15 protein-coding genes are annotated in these 17,856 nt (G+C 42.8%); 9 read left to right on the top strand and 6 right to left on the bottom strand.

The window, feature by feature from the left end; all coding sequences use genetic code 11:
* Positions 1–12: 12 nt before the first annotated feature.
* The 3 genes from EJ103_RS01185 to EJ103_RS01175 all read right to left on the bottom strand — a co-directional run bounded on the left by EJ103_RS01185 (position 13) and on the right by EJ103_RS01175 (position 4,318).
* The gene (locus EJ103_RS01185) at positions 13–594 is read right to left on the bottom strand and encodes an aminodeoxychorismate/anthranilate synthase component II (RefSeq protein ID WP_126005573.1); all 582 of its coding nucleotides are present in this window, start codon (positions 592–594) and stop codon (positions 13–15) included.
* A gap of 128 nt (positions 595–722) precedes the next feature.
* Positions 723–2,996: a bifunctional diguanylate cyclase/phosphodiesterase gene (locus EJ103_RS01180; protein WP_126005571.1), complete on the bottom strand. Its 2,274-nt coding sequence runs from the start codon at positions 2,994–2,996 to the stop codon at positions 723–725.
* Between the two features lie 332 nt (positions 2,997–3,328).
* Positions 3,329–4,318, bottom strand: coding sequence for a zinc-dependent alcohol dehydrogenase family protein (locus EJ103_RS01175; protein ID WP_054983394.1), 990 nt, complete (start codon positions 4,316–4,318; stop codon positions 3,329–3,331).
* 300 nt (positions 4,319–4,618) lie between these two features.
* On the opposite strand from EJ103_RS01175, the gene EJ103_RS01170 reads away from it, so the two are divergent.
* Positions 4,619–4,858 (top strand): YdcH family protein, encoded by a 240-nt coding sequence (locus EJ103_RS01170; protein ID WP_004588182.1) that lies wholly within the window; start codon positions 4,619–4,621, stop codon positions 4,856–4,858.
* A 145-nt stretch (positions 4,859–5,003) separates the two neighbouring features.
* On the opposite strand, the gene EJ103_RS01165 is transcribed toward EJ103_RS01170, so the two are convergent.
* Complete coding sequence (locus EJ103_RS01165) at positions 5,004–5,831, bottom strand: SDR family NAD(P)-dependent oxidoreductase (protein ID WP_064386552.1); 828 nt, start codon at positions 5,829–5,831, stop codon at positions 5,004–5,006.
* Between the two features lie 306 nt (positions 5,832–6,137).
* Between EJ103_RS01165 and galE the strand changes: the two genes are divergently transcribed.
* The 7 genes from galE to glpD all read left to right on the top strand — a co-directional run bounded on the left by galE (position 6,138) and on the right by glpD (position 15,151).
* Entirely contained in the window at positions 6,138–7,151 is a 1,014-nt protein-coding gene (galE, locus tag EJ103_RS01160; protein WP_126005569.1) for a UDP-glucose 4-epimerase GalE, read from the top strand.
* Between the two features lies 1 nt (position 7,152).
* Positions 7,153–8,217 (top strand): UDP-glucose--hexose-1-phosphate uridylyltransferase, encoded by a 1,065-nt coding sequence (locus EJ103_RS01155; protein WP_126005567.1) that lies wholly within the window; start codon positions 7,153–7,155, stop codon positions 8,215–8,217.
* Positions 8,207–9,355: a galactokinase gene (galK, locus tag EJ103_RS01150; RefSeq protein WP_024032028.1), complete on the top strand. Its 1,149-nt coding sequence runs from the start codon at positions 8,207–8,209 to the stop codon at positions 9,353–9,355. The genes EJ103_RS01155 and galK overlap by 11 nt, the downstream gene beginning before the upstream one ends.
* Positions 9,356–9,374: 19 nt before the next feature.
* Entirely contained in the window at positions 9,375–10,376 is a 1,002-nt protein-coding gene (locus EJ103_RS01145; protein ID WP_126005565.1) for a Gfo/Idh/MocA family oxidoreductase, read from the top strand.
* A gap of 31 nt (positions 10,377–10,407) precedes the next feature.
* Positions 10,408–11,736, top strand: a complete 1,329-nt coding sequence (locus EJ103_RS01140; protein WP_126005563.1) for a dienelactone hydrolase family protein — start codon at positions 10,408–10,410, stop codon at positions 11,734–11,736.
* Positions 11,737–11,941: 205 nt separating this feature from the next.
* The gene (gene glpK / locus EJ103_RS01135; RefSeq protein ID WP_126005561.1) at positions 11,942–13,444 is read left to right on the top strand and encodes a glycerol kinase GlpK; all 1,503 of its coding nucleotides are present in this window, start codon (positions 11,942–11,944) and stop codon (positions 13,442–13,444) included.
* A gap of 201 nt (positions 13,445–13,645) precedes the next feature.
* Positions 13,646–15,151: a glycerol-3-phosphate dehydrogenase gene (glpD, locus tag EJ103_RS01130; RefSeq protein ID WP_096041020.1), complete on the top strand. Its 1,506-nt coding sequence runs from the start codon at positions 13,646–13,648 to the stop codon at positions 15,149–15,151.
* Positions 15,152–15,227: 76 nt separating this feature from the next.
* Here the strand turns inward: glpD and EJ103_RS01125 are convergent, their stop codons facing one another.
* Entirely contained in the window at positions 15,228–16,178 is a 951-nt protein-coding gene (locus EJ103_RS01125) for a 2-dehydro-3-deoxygalactonokinase (RefSeq protein ID WP_126005559.1), read from the bottom strand.
* 1 nt (position 16,179) lies between these two features.
* Positions 16,180–16,938 carry an SDR family NAD(P)-dependent oxidoreductase gene (locus EJ103_RS01120; RefSeq protein WP_054983386.1) on the bottom strand — a complete coding sequence of 253 codons (759 nt, stop codon included), beginning with the start codon at positions 16,936–16,938 and terminating at the stop codon, positions 16,180–16,182.
* A 178-nt stretch (positions 16,939–17,116) separates the two neighbouring features.
* Between EJ103_RS01120 and EJ103_RS01115 the strand changes: the two genes are divergently transcribed.
* On the top strand, positions 17,117–17,818 hold the full coding sequence (locus EJ103_RS01115) for a FadR/GntR family transcriptional regulator (protein WP_126005557.1): 702 nt from the start codon (positions 17,117–17,119) through the stop codon (positions 17,816–17,818).
* The last annotated feature ends 38 nt before the right edge of the window (positions 17,819–17,856 follow it).

Genomic DNA, 17,856 nt, shown 5'->3' with positions numbered 1-17,856 from the left:
GTTACTGTAAGGTTAGAAGCGAGATAAAAAGTTAGCAAGCAATTCGAGCCCTTGAGTTGTTAAAATAGCCTCGGGATGAAATTGCACGCCTTCAAGAGCAAACTCTGTGTGAAGTAGCCCCATAATTTCGTCAAACTCACCTTGCTCGGTTTGGCTCCATGCGGTAATGGCTAATTCACTCGGTAAACTGTGTTTTTCGACCACCAGCGAGTGATAACGACACACAGTAAGCGGGTTTTCTAAACCGGTAAATACCCCCTTATTATTATGAACAATAGGTGAGGTTTTACCATGCATGACTTGCTTAGCACGTATAACCTTGCCCCCTAGCGCTTGCGCTATGGTTTGATGCCCTAAGCAAATACCCAAAATAGGGTAAATGCCTTTTAGCTGCTCAACGACATTGAGTGACACACCCGCTTCGTTTGGCGTACAAGGCCCCGGAGAAATAACAATATGCTTGGGGTTAAGTTGCTTAATTTGCGCAACAGATATTTCGTCATTACGCTTTACCAGCACCTCTTGGTTTAAGCGCTGAAAGTATTGTACTAGGTTATAAGTAAACGAATCGTAGTTGTCGATCATCAACAGCATTACACAACGACCTTATTTAATAATGTAGTGCTCTTTGCTCACATGTGTGGCTTGTAAAATGAGCGATAGAAGCTTTTATAGGGCCATTCTATCACTAATAATTACCCAACATACATTAGCAAAACGCCTTAAAAACTTACGCCTTTAGCTAAAAATGCTTCAAATTCGTTTGCTGGTATTGGCCGGCTTAACAAGTACCCTTGAATTAGGTCGCAGTTATACTCTTTTAGTTTTTCAAGTTGGGCATGCTCTTCTACGCCTTCGGCGATAATATCGAGCCCTAAGTTTTTAGCTAATTGGCAAATACTCAATACTAAAGCCTGATCGCGTGTGTCTGTGGCCATATTGCGCACAAACGACTGATCTATTTTTAATTTATTAACCGGAAAACGCTGTAAGTAACCCAGCGACGAATAGCCCGTACCAAAGTCATCGATTGATAAGCTAATACCCAGTGCACTCAGCGCCTGCAGTACTGAAATACCAAACTCTTCATCGTCCATAATGGCGGTTTCGGTAATTTCTAGCTCAATTAAATGCGCGGGCACATTAAAGTGCGCCAACCGCTGTTTTATGCTTTGCACAAAGTCTTGCTGTGTAAATTGCCTTGCCGATATATTAATAGCCAAGCGGATATTTAAGTTTTGCTGATGCCATTTTTTAGCTTGGGCAAAGGCACTATCGAGTATCCATTCGCCTAATGGCAATATAAACCCGCTGTGCTCGGCAATAGGAATAAACTGCGCAGGAGAGACAAACTTCCCATCATCAAACCACCTAATTAAACATTCGCAGCTGTTTATGGTTTGCGATTTAAGGTGCATTTTAGGCTGAAAATAAAGCTCAAACTGCTGCTTTTCAATCGCGGTATCAAGGCGCCGAGCAATATGTAGCTGCTGGGCGTGCTTAACTCCGCTTTCGGTATCAAAATAAGCGTAGGGAATATTACGTTTTACCGCCTCTTCTAAGGCAATATTGGCGTGCAGTAGAAGCGTTTTATAGTCATTACTAGTTGGGTAGCGTGTTACACCGCAGTTAAAGCTCATGCGCATTTCACCGTACGGTGTGCTAATAGCTTGGCTTAAACGGCTTTGTACACCTTTGAGTAAGTCATCTAGGGTTGTTGAGCAATCTTGCTCGGTATAAATAACCACAAAGTTTGCATCGGCAATGTGGTAGAAGGTCAGTTTGTTTTTGCTTTTTAATTGCTGAGAAAATTTATTAGCGCTGTGCGATAAGTGCATAGCAAAGGCATTTATACACTCGTTAGCGCCCGATAAACCATATTGCTCAAGCAATAGCTTAAAGTGGCTTACATCAATCAGCATTAAACTAAAAGGCTGCTCAAGCGAGATTAGCTCATTGGTGTATGTTTCTAAACTGGCTTGGTTAGGCAACTTTGAATACGGGTGATGAAAGGCTAAATACTCTAATGAGCGCTCTGCCTCAAATTGCTCTGTTACATCGCGTATGTGTATATCAAAGGCATCTATTTCTTGCAGCCAATGTATTTGGTAAGTGAGGTAATGGTTATCTAGCTGTGTATAAAAACGCTCAACATGACTAGCCGACTGCTTAGTGTCTATTAGTTGCTGCTTTATATTAGGGCTTAGTAATGCAATGGGCGTGCTGTGTTTATCGCTTACATACGCTTTATGCATAGCAATAGCGGCAGGGTTACAGTAGTTAAGCTCAAGGTTGGCGCTTAAACTCACAATTGGGTTAGGGTTGCGCGTTGGAAATAGCGCTAAACGTTCGTTACGGGCACTAAGCTTTATAAATTTAGATGCGTAACGCCCTGTATAAATGCTTACCAGCACTATGGCAAACGTAAACAGAAACACAATATTGACTGTGGTGTGCAGGTTGCTTTCGGTGTCTTTGTAGCCGCTATCAACCGCATTTGAAATAACCGTTTCTGCATTTGTTAAGTGCCCCATCACTTGGGCTTGCAGTTCAGTGAGTTGCTCTAGTTGTGCTCTGGCTAAATCCCAACTAGTGCGGCTGCTTGATAGGTTTTCGTGTAATTTAAGTGCTAAGTCTAAACCACTTTTAAACTCATCACTTAAGCTGCTTTCTAGCGCTAATGTGCTGTGGTTTTGATCTAGGTTTTTTATTAGCGCAAGTATACGTACATGGTTTTCTAAAAAGCCGATTAAATAAAGTTCACGCTTACTCGTTGCGTAATACTCATATAATAAGCGCTCTTGCTTTACTAGGTAGGTTTCGATTAAACGAATATCGCGCAGCGCCGGAATTTGTTGTTCCATTAAGGTCGATGAGGTGCGCTTAATGGTTTCTGCCTGATAATAAACCATCGCAGACAGTACACAGCCTACCAGCACAATACCGATATAAAACTGCTTAGCTTTACTGGCAAATTTATTAGTGAATATTTTCATATAAACGCTTGCTCTGACCCTAAAATATTAACAACTCATTTTAAAACGTAATTATATACGATTAATAAAAGCACTATTGTTTATATTTGGTTATAAAAAAGGGTGTGCAAACGTTAATCAGGCGGGCATAAAAAAGAAAGAGGCCGGCGAGGATGCCGAGCGTAATGATACCAATCCGCAATAATACTTAATCATTTTTAGGGGCTAAACGTGTCGCTATCTACGTTAAAAAATTCTCATTTAGATCAACTAAGTAGCGAATTTTTTGCCTTGCTATCAACACGCTTTTCCATCCTCAAAATAGATCACTTAATTATGCGGATTGGTATAATTTATTGTACAGAAATAACAACTTTACCCATAGCTTGGCCACTTGCTAAGCGGTCATGCGCTTTAGCTGCTTCTTCTAAACTAAAGTCTTGCTCATCAAGTACTGGGCGCATACCGCCTGCTTCAACAATTTGTGCCAGTTTAGTCAGTTTGTCGCCGTGGTCTTGACGGTTAAAGTCGTGGATCATTGGAATAAGCATAAAGATTACGTTTAACGATAAGCCTTTAAAGTGTACTGGGCTTAAGTCTACTTCTAATAAAGAAAGCGTTGTCGATACCTGTGCATTTAGCTTTGCTGCAGCAAATGAGTTAGTCAGGTTACCACCACCCACAGTGTCAAATACCATGTCAAAACCAACGTTGCTTGTGTGTTTTTCAACGTACTGCTCTACGGTTTCGTCTTTAAAGTTTATGCCTGTAGCGCCAAAGCTTTCTATTAGTGCTAGTTGCTCTGCGTTACCGCCAGTTGAGTAAACATCAGCGCCAAAATGCTTAGCTAGTTGAACTGCTAAATGGCCTACACCACCTGCGCCGCCGTGTACTAATACTTTTTGGCCTGCACTTACACTTGCACGTGTTAAGCCTTCAAGTGCTGTAATACCTACAAGTGGAATAGCGGCTGCTTCTTTCATGCTTAGGTTTTTAGGTTTGTGAGCGATTAAGCGCTTATCAGCAAGAATAAACTCAGCAAGTGCACCTGGTAAATCGCCTAAGCCACCAGCACAACCATATACTTCATCACCTACTGCAAAGTCTGTTACGCCTTCACCAACAGCTTCAACGGTGCCTGCAAAGTCCATCCCTAAAATGCCCGGTAGTTTTGGAGCAAAGGGTAAGTCAGCACCCATTTGACGAATCATCATATCAATTGTATTTACGCTTGTTGCGGCAATACGAACTAACACATTACCTGCTGTTACTTGTGGTTTTGCAACCTCAGCTGCTACAAACTCTTCAGTGCCACCAAAATTATTAATTGTCATTGCTTTCATGGGTATTGCCTCTGTTATCTGTTGATAAGTAATTATGTAATGAAGCTTCATTGTAGACACACCCTTTACAAATGATAATAAGGCTAAACATACAATCAGTTTCAAAATAATATTTATAATAGAGTTTAAAAATCACCCATCACTGTTTAAAAGTAGGCATTAAACAAAATTCTACCCAATCGCTGCGCTATATCAATTTAAGCTAGCTATGGTTGATTTATTATTGTCTAAGCCCCAGAGTAATATATGAAAAGGTAGTAATTCACTTAAGTAACTCATTTATCCTACTAAGGAGCGAATATGTTAGGCGAAGACCACTCACTTACCAATGACTTTCCACAGTACCTAAATACCATTGCAGAGCTAAATAAAAGCGACACAGAATTTGCCAAAAAGGCAGATAAATACGACAAGCTAGATAAAGAGATTCGTGTTTTAGAGCTTAAAGATGCGCCCATTAGCGATGAGCAAATGAATCAACTAAAACATGAGCGTTCAGAATTAAAAGATTGGTTGTACGAGCGTTTACAACAAGAGTAATGTTGCACACAAAAAAAAGAGTTCACCGTTAGGTGAACTCTTTGACGATCAACAAAGGGTAAAACATTTAAAGCACATATCGGCTTTATAAAAAACAACTAGGCCTTATAAGGCATGAGTAAAATCTTTTCGCGTTAAATTGCTACTAGCTATCAGCATTTAGCTGAGCAAGCAGGCTATCTAACGTATCAACTAACTGCTGATTTTTAGCAGGGTTGAGCGCATCTGGATGTGGCGGTGCAAAGCGCTCTGCATCGTTATCGAAATAAAGGCCAGTGGCATCTTTAAATTCGTCACTTAATGCGGCGCGGCAAAAAATATCAGCGCCTAGTTTTAAGTCGCCACCAGCAAGCCCGTAGGCATCTTTTACCATTTTACTACCTAGTAACGACTTAGGGTTTACCGCAACAACTAACGGCCCGTTACCTTTAAGTGCTAAACCTAAATGACGCGACCACATAGTAATAGCCAATTTGCTTTGCGCGTAGGCTGCGCTATCTGATAGTGGCTTGTTGCCCACTAACGAGTCAAAGTTAACGCTGGTTTGTGCAGCCGATGACACGTTAACCACACGTGATTGCGTGTTCATTACAGGCAGTAACGCTTTAGTAAGTAAATAAGGCGCTAACGTATTAACTGCAAACCGTGCATCTAGCCCATCTACAGTAGTGATATTTGCCAATTTATAAACACCGGCGTTATTAATAACTACATCAAGTATTTTATTCGCGTTTTGTAAGTCGGCTAACACTGACTGAGCCAAGGTGTTTACTTGCGCCATATCGCTTAAATCGGCAATGTAGGTGGCTGTGCTTGCTTGCGGGTAATCAGCGTTTAAGCTTGCTTGTACGGTATTTAACTTGTCTTGGTTGCGCCCGTGTAATAATACAGTATGCCCTTGCGCTAACAACATTTTAGCGGTCTCTAGGCCAATACCGTCGGTGGCACCGGTTAATAAAATTGTTTTTTTCATGTTGAACGTTCCTTTTTATATTAAGACTGTGGCCATTGCAATAACGACAAATTACACACGCATTAGCTCACTGCTATTTATTAATAATACCACCACTTTTAGCGACTAATAATTAGTGGCTCAGTAGAATCAGTTTATAGAATTAATTGATAAACCTATGCGTCCTTATTAAGTAGGTATAGCCATTGTGCCTTTGCTTGGGTAAATTTTAAGCGTTTATTTGAAATAACGGGCAATCATAACTATTGTTTTTAAATTACCTTAATAGTAGTATTTATCATATAAATACACTTTTCGAGAAAACACATGAAAGTTTTAGTTACAGGCGGTATGGGTTATATAGGTAGCCACACATGTATTGCCCTTCATGAGGCAGGCATTACCCCAGTTATTTACGACAACTTATCTAACGCAAGCCCCCGTGTGCTTGATCAACTCGAAAAAATTACCGGCACCCGTTTTGAGTTTATTTTAGGTGACATTCAAGACGAGCAGCAGTTTAAACTTGCCCTTAAACTCAGCCAAGCTGAGGCTGTATTTCACTTTGCAGCACTTAAAGCCGTAGGTGAATCAACCGAGCAACCACTGCGTTATTACCAAAACAATGTGTCGGGCACATTAAGCATGCTACAAAACATGCAAGAGGTAGGCGTTAACCATATTATATTTAGCTCATCGGCCACTGTGTACGGCGAGCCAGACTACCTACCTATTGATGAAAAACACCCTATACGCGCTACTAACCCTTACGGTTGGACCAAAGTTATGGTTGAACAAGCCATGCAAGACGTATGTAATGCCAACAGCCAATTTATGGGCATTGCTCTTCGCTACTTTAACCCAGTTGGTGCACACCCAAGCGGCTTATTAGGCGAAAGCCCAAATGGTATCCCAAATAACTTAATGCCCTTTATTGCTCAAACTGCGGTAGGTAAACGCGAAGTGGTTAATATTTTTGGTGACGACTACGACACCAAAGATGGCACCGGCGTGCGCGACTATATTCACGTTTTAGATTTAGCTAAAGGCCATGTAGCGGCCTTTATGCAACATAAAACCGATACCGCCTTTCATGCATACAACCTAGGCACAGGCCAAGGTTATTCAGTGCTTGATATGATCAAAGCGTTTAGCGCATCAGCCAATAAAGATATTCCGTATAAAAGTGCACCGCGCCGAGCAGGCGATATTGCCTGCAATTACGCCGATGCCACAAAAGCGCAAACTACCCTTAACTGGCACGCAGAACTAACACTGAGCGACATGACCAACGACACATGGCGCTGGCAAACTAATTACCCAAGTGGGTTGGAGAGTTAACATGGCTTTATTAGAAAGTACTCACAGACGTAAAAACCCGCTAACGGGGCGCTGGGTATTAGTATCACCGCATCGTAATAACCGCCCGTGGTTAGGTGCTACAGAAGCAGTAAACGAAAGCGTACTACCAAAACACGATGAAAGCTGCCCACTTTGCCCAGGCAACACCCGTGCAAATGGCGACAGCAACCCAGATTACAAATACACCCATGTATTTAGAAATGACTTTGGCGCACTTACCCCTAATGAGAGCGAGCAATCACAAAGCTTAGAGTCAGACAGCGATTTATTTATTGCTGATGAAGCAAGCGGCGAATGCCGTGTGATTTGTTTTTCGCCAGAGCATAACAAAACACTGCCAGAGCTTGAGCACGATGCCCTACACGAAGTAGTAAAAACCTGGAAAGATAACTACACAGAACTTGCACAACACTATGAGTGTGTTCAGGTGTTTGAAAATAAAGGCGAGATCATGGGTTGCTCGCAACCTCATCCACACGGCCAAGTATGGGCGCATTCGCATTTATCAACCGAAATAGAAGCCGAAGATACGCAGCAGCTTGCCTATTTTAAAAAGCATGGCAGCGCGATGCTTGCCGATTACGTGCAAAAAGAGCAAACAGATAAAACCCGCGTCGTATTTGAAAACGAGCACTGGCTTGTGGTGGTGCCATTTTGGGCTGCATGGCCGTTTGAAACACTGCTTGTAACTAAAGATAACATTCAAAACTTTAGCCAGCTAAACGATGCGCAAACAGACGCCCTAGCACAAGCGCTTAAAGTATTAACCACTAAATACGACAACGTATTTAATTGTAGCTTCCCGTATTCTATGGGATGGCACAATGCACCGGCTAATCGTGGCTCAGATGAGCAACATTGGCGCTTACATGCCCATTTTTACCCGCCGCTACTTCGCTCTGCCACCGTTAAAAAACACATGGTTGGCTACGAAATGTTAGGCGAAAGCCAGCGCGATTTAAGCGCAGAAACAGCTGCCTCTATTTTACAAGCAGCCAGTACCACACACTACAAAAAAACAGCAGGACACACCGATGACGCTTAACGATTTTCAACAACAATTTTTATCACTGTACGGTGCGCCTGCTCAAGGTATTGCTGCAGCACCTGGGCGTGTAAACCTAATTGGCGAATTTACCGATTACAACGACGGCTTTGTATTCCCGTGCTCGTTAGAGTTTCGTACTCAAGTTATGTTTAAAGAGCGCGACGACAACATCATTACTGTGCATTCGTTAAATTACCCAGGCGAAAAAGACAGCTTTAGTGTTGATGAAGACATCAGCGAAGGGCAATCGCAATGGGGTAACTATATCCGTGCCGTGTCATTTGTTTTAAAGCGCGCGGGCCATACTTTGCGCGGCGCCGATTTACTTATTGATAGTAACTTACCGCAAGGCAGTGGCTTATCGTCATCGGCGGCATTAGAAGTGGCCATTGGTGGTATGTTTAACCATATTGCACAGCTAGGTTTAAGCGAAGAAAAAATAGCCTTACTTGGCCAAGAAGCCGAAAACGACTTTATGCATTGCCAATCGGGCATTATGGATCAGCTTATTTCGGCAAAAGGTGAAAACGGCCATGCCCTTTTAATTGACTGTGAAAACTTAGCGACTGAATCAGTAAAAGTACCCGATGATTTAAACATTGTTATTGTTAACTCTAACTACCCACGTAAATTGGTAGATAGCGAGTACAACCAACGTCGTGTTGACTGTGAGCAAGCAGCTGCAAAAATGAATGTAGCCACGCTTCGTAAAGCCACCATGGACACGCTTGAAGCAACTAAAGATGCACTAAGCGAAAACGAATACAAACGTGCACACCATGTAATTAGCGAAAACGAGCGTGTAATTGCAGCAACTAAAGCGCTGCAAAATAACGACATTGATACGCTGCGCGAGCTCATGGCGGCATCGCACCAATCGCTTAAGCATTACTTTGAAGTAACCGTACCAGCAACCGACGGCCTAGTAGAAATTTGTAAAGAAGCGATGGGCGAACGCGGTGCAGTACGTATGACCGGCGGCGGTTTTGGCGGTGCGATTGTGTGTTTATGCCGTGATGCAGAAGTACCACTTATCAAAGCAGCGGTTGAGCAGCACTACTTTGAGCGTTTTAATTTAAATGCCGACATTTACGTATGTTCAGCAGGTTCAGGATTACAAATTACGTCTTTTTAAACATCATTAAGGAATAAGCATGGCAAAGGTTAATTGGGGTATTATTGGGTGTGGCAATATTGCTCACACCTTTGCTAAAAGCATTGCGCATTGCGCTAATGCACAGCTTATTGGCGCTGCATCGACCAGCGAGCAACGCGCAAAAGAATTTGCCACACACTATTTAGTTAAAGGCTATGAGAGCTACCAGGCCCTTATGCAATGCCCACACATTGACGCCATATATATTGCTAATACCCACGAGCAACACTTTAAAACTATTGCGCAATGCTTAGTGCACGATAAGCATGTACTCAGCGAAAAGCCCATTACTGTTAATGCACAGCAACTCACAACCCTTAGCCAGTTAGCCGAGCAACAAAACTGCTTTTTAATGGAAGGTGTATGGATGCGCTTTTTACCTGCCATAGTAAAACTGCAGCAGTTATTAAGCGAGGGCGTAATAGGCAAAGTACACAGTGTGAATGCCAACTTTAGCCTAGCGGGCAACTTTGCTAACTCACACCGTTTAATGAACCCAGCGACAGCAGGTGGCGCATTGCTTGATTTAGGTATTTACCCTATATCAATTGCCGATGTGGTATTTAATAAAGCCCCTGAACAAATTAAATCATTAGTACACAAAAGCACGACCGGCGTAGATGAGCGCAGTGTAACCCTTATAAATTACGGCCAAGGGCAATTTGCGCAGCTTAGTAGCGCGTTACAACAAAATGGCCCTACCGAAGCCTGTATTTTAGGGGAGCACGGGTATATTCGCATTGCTGAATTTGTTGGTGCACAGTCGCTAGAGCTTCATTTAAACGCACAACAATTGCAGCAGTTTGATTTTAGCTTTAATGGCGATGAAAACTTTAAATTTGAAATTGCTCACGCTAGCGAATGTATTTTACAACAACAAACACAAAGCAATGTATTACCGCTCAGCACAAGCCTGCGGGTAATGCACATAATGGATACGCTTCGGGCGCAGTGGCAGCTTAAATACAGCGATAGCGTTGAAGCCCATCAGCTAGATTAATAATAAAAAATACACACAACAAGGATACACAATGACAACCACACACACGTTAAAGGCGCTTTCAAAAGCCTTGCTGCTAGCAACGGGCTGCTTAACAGCAAGTACTGTTTTTGCAGATCAAAAAACGCCTGAGCAACTCTACCCACCTTTAACCAGCGAAGTACTTCCTGAGCTTGCTGCTAAAGGTAGTTACAGCGTTGGCGTACAAACGCTTGATTTAATAAATCCCGCGCAGTTTGACCCTGCAACCCAAGGGGAAAAAGATCGCCCTTTAAAAGTAGAAGTGTGGTACCCAGCAGCAGACAGTGCAAACGCACCCTTAACCAGCTACAGCGACATAACCCGTACAGGTAAAACGTTTACCTTACAAGCCGATGCCATGCGCGATGTAGCCATTAATAACAAAGAGCACTACCCTGTTATTGTGCTCTCACACGGTTATACCGGCTATCGTACAATTATGTATTACTTGGGTGAACATTTAGCATCGCACGGGTACATTGTGGCAGCCATAGATCATACCGACTCAACCAATGCAGATGTTGATTTTAAAAATGCGCCGTTTTCGGGCTTTTTTAGTACCCTTATTAACCGCTCACGCGATCAACAATTTGTACTTAACTACTTTAACGAACAAAACAACTTTGCCAGCAAGCAAGTAGATAACAAAAAAGCAGGCGTAATTGGTTACTCTATGGGTGGTTTTGGCGCGGTTAATACAATTGGTGGCTGTTATGACTTTAACGAGCAAACCACTGCAATGTTTACCGGTATGAAAGACCCTGCACAAATTAAACAAGTGCAGCAATTACTCAATAGCTGTGCAGGTGGGCAATATAAAAACCCACAAGTCGATTCGCGTATTAAAGCTATGGTGGCCTTTGCGCCTTGGGGCGGGCAACATAACTTATTTAATGCCAGTGCTATGCAAAACATTAAAGTGCCTTCGCTTTATATCGCGGGTAGCTTAGATGATATATCCGGTTATGAAGGCATTAAAAACCTATATAACCAAACGGGCAGCACCGACAAGTACCTGCTTACTTACAAAAATGCGCGCCATAATATTGCGCCGCACCCTGCTCCTGCTATTGCCAAACGTAGCAGCGAATTAGATATAGGCCATTACTACGAGCCATCGTGGTCAATGCGCACCCTAAACGAGACCAACAAACACTTTGTACTTGCTATGATGGACTGCCACGTAAAAGGCATTACCAGTCAATGTGAATACCTAGACTTACCACAAAATGGCGACCAAGCTGTGGTTAATGGTAAGCCACTGCCAGCATGGCATGGGTTTGATAATCGTTTTTCTACTGGTATGGATTGGCAACAAGCTAAACCGCGCACCAAGTAACACAAACTTTGGCGGCTATTTTTATATTTAGCCGCATACGCACTTAAAATAATGCTGCTATAAAACACCTGTTATTTAAAAGAGTTAGCAAATAAAAACAGCGTGCTTATTTTTTAAACGGCTATTTTAAGAAAAAATCATTGCCATTAATGTAAGTTAAAGGCAATCTAGTCATATATAAGATAAGATAAATAACACAAATATCATGTCAAAATACATACTCTCAATTGATCAAGGAACCACAAGCTCTCGGGCCATCTTGTTTACAAAAGATGCAGACGTTTTTGGCTCAGCACAACAAGAATTTTCGCAGCATTTTCCGCAAAATGGTTGGGTAGAACACGACCCTAACGATATTTGGCAAACCGTGCTAAGTACCAGCCGCGAAGTATTAGCAGATAAAAACGTTAAGCCTGAAGAAATTATTGCCATTGGTATCACCAACCAACGTGAAACCACTTTAGTGTGGAACAAAAAAACCGGCAAACCTATTTATAACGCCATTGTGTGGCAAGACCGCCGCACCAGCGATTACTGCGAAAGCCTAAGCACTGACGAGCTTTGCCAAACCATAAGCGATAAAACCGGCTTACTGCTAGACCCGTATTTTTCGGCCACTAAAGTACGCTGGATTTTAGACAACGTTGAAGGCGCACGCGAACAAGCCCTTGCAGGTGAACTGGCGTTTGGTACCGTTGATACCTATTTACTATGGCAGTTAACCGGTGGTAAAGAGCACCGCACCGACGCCACCAATGCATCACGCACTATGTTATTTAATATTCATACTCAGCAATGGGATCAAGAACTACTCGATTTATTCGAAATTCCTGAATCTATGCTGCCCCAAGTGATGGACTCAGCCGACGAATTTGGCTCAACCAGCGACGATATTTTTGGTGCACCAATACGCGTATGTGGTATTGCCGGCGACCAGCAAGCAGCCCTTGTTGGCCACGCATGTTTTGAGCAAGGTATGGCAAAAAGTACTTACGGTACGGGCTGTTTTTTAATGCTGAATACCGGTGAAAAAGCGCTTACCTCTGAAAACCGCTTATTAACCACGGTGGCTTATAGGCTAAATGGCAAACCAACATATGCCATTGAAGGCAGCATTTTTATGGCAGGCGCCACGATGCAGTGGATTGTTGAAGGCTTAAAACTATTAAGCCATGCCGGAGAGAGCGAATCGTTAGTAAAAGATGTACCGCTTGATCATGGGGTATTTTTAGTGCCTTCGTTTACAGGTTTAGGCGCGCCCTACTGGGACCCAAATGCACGTGGCGCTATTTTAGGTTTAACCCGCGACTCGGGCATTAGCACCATTGTTGCTGCTGCGCTGCAATCGGTTGGGTATCAAACCAAAGACTTACAAAAAGCAATGGAACGTGATGGCTTACGCCCAAGCGTGTTACGGGTAGATGGCGGTATGGTTAAAAATAACTGGGTACTGACCTTTTTATCAAACATTTTAGGCGCAACGGTAGAGCGCCCAACAGTGACCGAAACCACCTCTTTAGGCGTAGCATACTTAGCAGGCTTACAATCCGGTGTGTATGAGTCAACTGAGCAATTAGCAAAAATGTGGACCTGCGACCGTCGCTTTGAACCAACAATGAGCGCTGACGAACGTAACGATTTATACGCAAAGTGGCAGCACTGTGTAGCGCAAGTTTGTCTCTCTAGTGACGATAGCAAACAAGCGTAATACGCCCAGCCGCTAATTAAAATTAGCGGCTTACAAAACACCGGCAACAGCGCTTAAATGGCGCGTTGTACGCTGTATGTTTTAAAAAGATCAGGATTAAAAATTAACAAGCAAAAAGCGCGGTTATCTATTGTCAAATAAGAGCCGCAGCTTTATGATGCTATATGTCTTATTTATATTACAAATAAAAAGGTTAGCTCGGTGGAATTAGCAGATAACGAATACGACTTACTCGTCGTCGGTGGCGGTGTAAACGGCACTGGAATAGCAGCTGATGCAGCAGGCAGAGGATTAAAAGTTCTATTGTGTGAACAATCAGACCTTGCCAGTGCAACGTCTTCAAATAGTTCTAAGCTGATCCACGGCGGTTTACGCTACCTTGAACATTACGAATTTAGATTAGTAAAAGAAGCCTTGGCTGAGCGCGAAGTGCTGCTTAAAAATGCCCCACATATTATGTGGCCGCTTACCTTTAGGCTACCGCACCAATCGCACCTACGCCCAGCATGGATGATCCGTATTGGCTTATTTATGTACGACAACCTAGCTAAGCGCGAAACACTTGCTGGCTCGCGTGGCATCAAGTTTGGTGAAAACAGCGTATTAGAACCTTCAATTACAAAAGGGTTTGAATACTCAGATGGCTGGGTTGATGATTCACGTTTGGTAATTTTAAACGCCTTAGCTGCCCAAAACAAAGGCGCGACCATTGCTACGCAAACCAAGTGCGTAAGTGCAAAACGCATCGATAACCAATGGCAGGTAACGCTTGAGCAACAACAAACTAAGGCGCAACAGACTATTAAAGCCAAAGGTATTGTTAATGCAGCAGGCCCGTGGGTTGCAAAATTATTTGACGAAGCACTGATAGAAAAATCGCCACAAAATATTCGCCTTGTTAAAGGCAGCCATATTGTGGTGCCGCGTATTCACGATGAAAAACAAGCCTACATTTTACAAAATAAAGATCAGCGCATTGTGTTTGTTATACCGTTTGAAGATGACTACTCGCTAGTAGGCACCACCGATGTTGAACACAAAGGCGCAGCGCAAGATGTAAAAATTAGTGATGAAGAAATCGATTACTTAATCGATATTACTAACAGCTACTTTAAAAACCACATTAAACGCGAAGACATAGTACATACCTTTTCAGGTGTGCGCCCACTGCTTGATGACGAATCAGTGAATGCACAAAAAGTAACGCGTGATTACAAGTTAGAGCTTTCAAGTGAAGGCAAACACACACCACTGTTAAGTGTGTTTGGTGGCAAAATTACCACCTACCGTAAACTTGCCGAAGCTGCAGTGAATAAGCTTGAAGAATTTTACCCGCAAATGAGTGAAGCGTGGACCAAACACAGCGCCTTACCTGGTGGCGATTTTAGCTCGGTAGAAGCGCTGACCAATGAGCTTAAAGCGGCTTATAGTTGGTTACCAGAAATCACTCTTAAACGCTTTGTACGTACCTACGGGACTCGTGCAAAACTAATTTTAGGCAGTGCAACCCAGCTCAGTGATTTAGGCCAAGATTTTGGTCATGGCTTATTTGCAGCAGAAGTCGATTACTTACTAAATGAAGAATGGGCGGGTAACGCTTACAATATTTTATGGCGCAGAAGTAAACTAGGGCTGCGCTTTAATGAAGCACAAGTGGCAACGCTTAATCATTATATTACGCAAAGCCAAGCGGCTAAAACAGCTTAACAGCAGCTTTAATCCTTACTTAATTTAAGAACTAGCCCCCAATAATTGCACAATCAATATTGGGGGCTTTTTTATATTATTTGGTTTTATTACTATTAAATAAGTAGTTAAAACCACTTAACGTAGCCTCTTTCACGTCAAACTCTAAACATTGCACACCAATGCAATTTAACGCATGAGTAAAGCAGGCATTTAGTTGCTCTGTGCCAATAACGACCACTTTAGAATTATTCACCAATTGCCATTCACTGGCATGGCGTGCAGCGCGTACATCACTACCAATAAGCACGCCCGACAAGTATGCCTTGGCTTGCACTGGTGTTAACTCTTTTGAAAGTTGGCGCGTACGGACACTAAAAATACCGTGTGCCAAATTACCGCTGTCACTGCCTAACGTGAGTTCACAGCCCTGCTCAAATGCATGCCAATCAAACTCCCCCGCTTCACAGTCGTTAGGAATAAGTACACTTTGATGACATAGCAAGTCGTATAATTCGCCGGTCATTGCGGTTTTAAAACAGATGATTTGGCCATCTTTTAACAGCACCCATTTAGTATGGGTACCGGGTAAACAAATGAGTACGTTGCCGTGCTGATAGGCCGGATTTTGCTTTAAAAAACCTAAAATTTGCAGCTCTTCGCCGCGCATTACATCAAATAAATTGTTTTGTAATGTGCATTTTGTACCAGGCAAAGCACTGACTTTGTTACCTGCACAATCAAAATTAATTGCGCCACTAAGCAGGCTTTCGGGGTTTATGGGGCACGCTAAATAAGGGGTTTCTTTCCAGCCAATACTTGAGGTGATTTGCCCTGCCATATAAATAGGTAAAACGCCGTATTCGCTGGTCCATGGTGCAACGACACCAATTAAAGTATGTTCAAAGTTTTGTTTATCTCTAATCACACCTGGGCCGTCGCGCTGAGCAATTAAAGTTAATTGCCCTGTGGTATTTACGCTGCATAAATAGGCGCGCAAATGACTCGTGCCCCAATCTACGGCTATAAAAAGGTTTAAGTGCTGCAACTTAGAGCCTCCCACCGTCAATTTTAATACCTTGGCCGGTGATCATACTGCTTTCGTCGGCAGCTAAAAAAAGTGCCAAATTAGCTACATCTTCAGGGGTTACTAACTTTTTAAGAGCCATGGCTTCCATCCACTTCACTTGCTCTTGCTCGGTAAACCAACTGGCTAATTGGCGGTCGGTGGCAACCCAACCCGGTAAAATAGCATTCACCCGAATCCCAAATTCACCATAATCGCGTGCCAGTGCTTTAGTCATGCCGATTAAACCGGCCTTTGCCGTTACGTAACCCGCCATTTGTGGCTGCCCCATGATGGCATTGATAGAGCTAAAATTAATAATGCTCCCCGCGCCTTCGCCCTTCATAAAAGACATAGCGACTTGCGAGGCAAAAAATGCCGGATTTAAGTTAATTTGTAGGCATTGATCCCAATCTTGTACTGTAACGTCTTCACTGGCTTGGCGGCGGTCATTGGCTACATTGTTTACCAGTACATTAATAGCGCCTAGTTCAGCACATGCATCTACCAAAGATTGCTGTAAAGCATTTGAGTCAGTTACATCAACCTGTCTAAACCACAATTTAGCATTAGGCAGTGAGGCTATAAGAGATTGAGCAGCCTCGTTATTAATATCTATAAAGGCAATTTTGGCAGCTTGAGCGGCAAACGCTTTTACCATTGCACGGCCAATGCCTGAAGCGCCCCCGGTAATAAAAACAACTTTGCCAGAAATACTGGGGTAGTGAGCGTGATTATTCAAATGCGTTTCTCCATAATACAGACTGCCCCTCTCAATATTTATAATTATTTGCTAAAGAGGATTACTGTTACAGCTGTGTTAAAATACTTGCCTTTAACAAAGTTTATAACATATCCTTTCGTACATTAATATGATATATGATATATAATAAAGCAATAACTCATTCGGATAACGCTCAATGAAAAGCCAACCTCGTCAAAATTTAACACAACAATTAACCCATGATTTAGGCTTTGCAATTGTGCGTGGCGTTTACCCAGTTAACGAAGGTCTGCCCTCAGAAGCTGACCTATGCGTAAAATACGATGTGAGCCGCAGTGCAACACGCGAAGCTGTAAAAATGCTCTCTGCTAAGGGCTTAATATCTTCTCGCCCTAAGCAAGGGATCCGCGTACTGCCAGAAAGCAGCTGGAATATGTTTGACACAGATGTACTGCGCTGGATTTTAAGCAGTAAACCGTCGCTTTCTTTATTAAAAGAGTTTACGCAAGTACGTGTCGCACTTGAGCCACAAGCCGCTGCCCTAGCAGCTGAAAATGCCAGCGCCGAACAACTTGATGAAATAGACAACGCACTTGCCCGCATGGCCGATGCAGACCAAGGCTTAGACGATCCGCTTGAAGCCGATATTGCCTTTCATACCAGTATTTTAGTAGCTAGTAATAACCGCTTTTTTGTACAGCTCACTGAATTTATTAGCACCGCGCTGCGCGTAAGTATTCGTTACACCAACCACATTAAAGGTGTGCCCGGGGCCGACGTTGCAAAGCATGCTGATATTTTAGATACGATTAAATCGCGCAATCCAGAGCGCGCTAAAAAAGCAGTAGAAACCATTTTAGAAGAAGCGCTTGAGTTGATTGAGTCTAAACTCGACTAATAGCCTAAAAAACATTATTAAAAAAGGGAGCTAATTAG

Source organism: Pseudoalteromonas sp. Xi13, assembly GCF_003952205.1.
Classification (GTDB): Bacteria; Pseudomonadota; Gammaproteobacteria; order Enterobacterales; family Alteromonadaceae; genus Pseudoalteromonas; species Pseudoalteromonas atlantica.
This window is presented reverse-complemented; position numbering and strand designations above follow the sequence as displayed.

Excerpts from the sequence above, each read along its gene's own strand:
- EJ103_RS01165 (WP_064386552.1), bottom strand. The coding sequence starts at position 5,831 with ATGAAAAAAACAATTTTATTAACCGGTGCCACCGACGGTATTGGCCTA.
- EJ103_RS01155 (WP_126005567.1), top strand. The coding sequence starts at position 7,153 with ATGGCTTTATTAGAAAGTACTCACAGACGTAAAAACCCGCTAACGGGG.
- galK (WP_024032028.1), top strand. The coding sequence starts at position 8,207 with ATGACGCTTAACGATTTTCAACAACAATTTTTATCACTGTACGGTGCG.
- EJ103_RS01140 (WP_126005563.1), top strand. The coding sequence starts at position 10,408 with ATGACAACCACACACACGTTAAAGGCGCTTTCAAAAGCCTTGCTGCTA.
- EJ103_RS01115 (WP_126005557.1), top strand. The coding sequence starts at position 17,117 with ATGAAAAGCCAACCTCGTCAAAATTTAACACAACAATTAACCCATGAT.
- EJ103_RS01185 (WP_126005573.1), bottom strand. The coding sequence starts at position 594 with ATGCTGTTGATGATCGACAACTACGATTCGTTTACTTATAACCTAGTA.
- galE (WP_126005569.1), top strand. The coding sequence starts at position 6,138 with ATGAAAGTTTTAGTTACAGGCGGTATGGGTTATATAGGTAGCCACACA.
- glpK (WP_126005561.1), top strand. The coding sequence starts at position 11,942 with ATGTCAAAATACATACTCTCAATTGATCAAGGAACCACAAGCTCTCGG.
- EJ103_RS01180 (WP_126005571.1), bottom strand. The coding sequence starts at position 2,996 with ATGAAAATATTCACTAATAAATTTGCCAGTAAAGCTAAGCAGTTTTAT.
- EJ103_RS01175 (WP_054983394.1), bottom strand. The coding sequence starts at position 4,318 with ATGAAAGCAATGACAATTAATAATTTTGGTGGCACTGAAGAGTTTGTA.
- EJ103_RS01170 (WP_004588182.1), top strand. The coding sequence starts at position 4,619 with ATGTTAGGCGAAGACCACTCACTTACCAATGACTTTCCACAGTACCTA.
- EJ103_RS01145 (WP_126005565.1), top strand. The coding sequence starts at position 9,375 with ATGGCAAAGGTTAATTGGGGTATTATTGGGTGTGGCAATATTGCTCAC.